3 protein-coding genes are annotated in these 2,768 nt (G+C 63.2%); all 3 read right to left on the bottom strand.

The features are described 5' to 3' along the window. Positions 1-903, bottom strand: a 903-nt coding sequence (locus RMN73_RS06775; RefSeq protein ID WP_309602563.1) for a phosphoglycerate kinase, incomplete at its 3' end; no start/stop codon positions are given. Between the two features lie 2 nt (positions 904-905). Then, entirely contained in the window at positions 906-1,913 is a 1,008-nt protein-coding gene (gene gap, locus RMN73_RS06770; protein ID WP_309602562.1) for a type I glyceraldehyde-3-phosphate dehydrogenase, read from the bottom strand. Beyond that, the coding region (locus RMN73_RS06765; protein ID WP_309602561.1) for a transketolase-like TK C-terminal-containing protein at positions 1,910-2,768 on the bottom strand (859 nt) is incomplete at its 5' end. The genes RMN73_RS06765 and gap, both read right to left, overlap by 4 nt.

The raw sequence follows: 2,768 nt of genomic DNA, 5'->3' as shown, positions 1-2,768 counted from the left end.
GGGGCCGATATCCAGGATCATCTCGTCTTCGGCGACTTCGTGGACGTTGACGGTGCGCAAGGAATGCGGGTTGGGCGCGAATTCCTTGGCCACGACGACGTCGTAGGGAAGGTGGATGGTGCAACCGGCGGCGTCGCCACGTTCGAAAATGCTTTCCGCTTCGCTGAGCAAGTCTGTCTCATACAAGGATTTTCCGACCCTTACACCGCGCGCAGCGAGGAAGGTGTTGGCCATCCCGCCGCCGATGATCAGATGATCGACTTTGCCGAGCAAATGACCGAGCACGGCGAGCTTCGACGACACTTTCGCGCCGCCGACGACCGCAGCGACCGGACGCTGGGGGTTGCCGAGCACTCTCTCCAACGCCGTAAGCTCGGCCTCCATAGCGCGGCCGGCATAGCTTGGCAGGAGGTGGGCTATCCCTTCGGTCGAGGCATGGGCACGGTGCGCGGCGGAGAAAGCGTCGTTGACGTAAAGTTCGCCGAGCGCCGCCATGCCCTTCGCCAGCGCTAAGTCATTGGTTTCCTCGCCATCGTGGAAGCGGGTATTCTCGAGGATACCGATATTACCGCTGAGCATCGTCGTGATTGCCCGCGCCGCTTCGGGGCCCTGGCAATCCTCTATGAAGCGCACTGAGCGGCCGGTCAGTTCGGCCAGCGGGCGGACCAGTTGCGCGGTCGACATGTCGGGGCGATTGTCGCCCTTGGGGCGCCCGAAATGCGACAGCAGGAGGACGATCGCGCCCTTGTCGCTCAATTCGAGCACGGTCGGGAGAAGCGCACGCAGACGGTTGTCATCGGCGACCGAGGCGCCGTTCATCGGCACGTTGAGATCGACGCGGACCAGAACGCGCTTGCCCCTCAGGTCGTCGGGCAAATCGTCGAGGGTTTTGAAGCCGGGCATGACTAGCCCAGCTTGGCCATCACGCCCGCCGTGTCGACCATGCGGTTCGAAAAACCCCATTCATTGTCGTACCAGCTGAGCACACGGACGAGCTTGCCTTCGAGGACAGCGGTTTCAAGGCTATCGACGGTCGAGCTTGCCGCATCGCCGTTGAGGTCGATCGAGACCAATGGCTCATCGGTATAGGCCAGCACGCCCTTCAACGGTCCGCTTTCCGATGCAGCCTTGAGCAGGCCATTGACCTCCTCGACACTGGTGTCGCGCGACGGGGTGAAGGTCAGGTCGATCAGGCTGACGTTGGGGGTCGGGACGCGGATCGCCGAGCCGTCGAGCTTGCCCTTCAGTTCGGGCATCCCTCCGCCGACCGCGCGGGCGGCGCCGGTGGTGGTCGGGATCATCGACATGCCGGCGGCGCGCGCGCGGCGCATGTCGCCGTGGATCTGGTCGAGGATCTTTTGATCGTTGGTGTAAGCGTGGATGGTGGTCATCAGCCCGCGCTCGATCCCGATCGCGTCGTTGAGCACCTTGGCCACCGGCGCGAGGCAATTGGTGGTGCAGCTGGCGTTGCTGACGATCTTGTGGTCGGCGGTCAGCTTGTCGTGATTGACGCCATAGACGACGGTCAAATCGGCGCCCTTGGCCGGAGCCGAGATCAAAACCCGCTTGGCGCCAGCGTCGAGATGCTTCTGGCCCCCGCCGGCATCGGTGAAGAAACCGGTGCATTCGAGCGCGATGTCGACGCCGAGTTCCCTGTGCGGAAGATTGGCGGGGTCGCGCTCGGCGGTGACCTTGATGCGATGTCCGTTGACGATCATCACATCGCCCTCGGCCGATACTTCGCCAGCGAACTTGCCGTGGACGCTGTCGCGCTTGAACAGCAGCGCATTGGCTTTGGCATCGGCGAGATCGTTGATCGCGACGAGTTCGAGATCGTGGTCGTCGCGGCTCAATATGGCACGTGCGACGAGCCGGCCGATGCGGCCAAAACCATTGATTGCAACCTTGGTCATTTGCCCAGTTTCTCCAGGATTTTGGGAAGGATTGCCTCCTTCGTGAGGCCGAAATACGGGTACAGATCGGAGGCCGGGGCCGAGGCACCGAAGCGGTCGATGCCGATGCGCAGGCCGTGCAGGCCGGTGTAGCGTTCCCAGCCCTTGGTAATCCCCGCCTCGATCGAAACGCGCAATATATCCTTGTTCGAAACGTCGGGCAGGATGTCGTGCTGGTAAGCGCTGGCCTGTTCGTCGAAGCGATCGGTCGAGGGCATCGACACCACGTCGGCGCCAATGCCTTGATCTTCAAGCGCGGCCGCGATGTCGACCGCAATCTCGACCTCGGTGCCGGTGGCGATGATGATCACCTTGCGGTCGGCCTTGGCGGCGCTGAGGCGGTACGCTCCCTTAGCCGAGAGGTTGGACTTCTCCGCCTTGATGCGCAAAGCGCGGACGTTCTGGCGGGACAGAGCGAGCAGGCTCGGCCCGTTATCGGTCAAGGCGGCGGCCCAGCATTCGGCGGTCTCGACTGCGTCGGCGGGGCGATAGACGGTGAGTTGCGGGATCGCGCGCAGGGCCTGGAGATGCTCGACCGGCTGATGGGTCGGCCCATCTTCGCCAAGCCCGATAGAATCGTGGGTCATGACGTGGATCACCTTGGCTTTTTGCAGCGCGCCGAGGCGGATCGCGGGGCGGCTGTAATCGGAGAAGACCATGAAGGTACCGCCGTAGGGGATCACCCCGCCGTGCTGCGCCATGCCGGTCATCGCCGCCGCCATGCCAAATTCGCGGATCCCGTAGTGAATATAGCGGCCGCCATAATTGCCAGCGTCAAGCACCGCGATATTCTTGGTCAGCGTATTGTTCGACGGT

Source organism: Sphingomonas sp. (assembly GCF_031372575.1).
In the GTDB taxonomy this organism is placed as follows: domain Bacteria; phylum Pseudomonadota; class Alphaproteobacteria; order Sphingomonadales; family Sphingomonadaceae; genus Sphingomicrobium.
The sequence above is the reverse complement of the archived record's forward strand: the minus strand, read 5'-3'. Positions and strand labels throughout refer to the sequence as shown.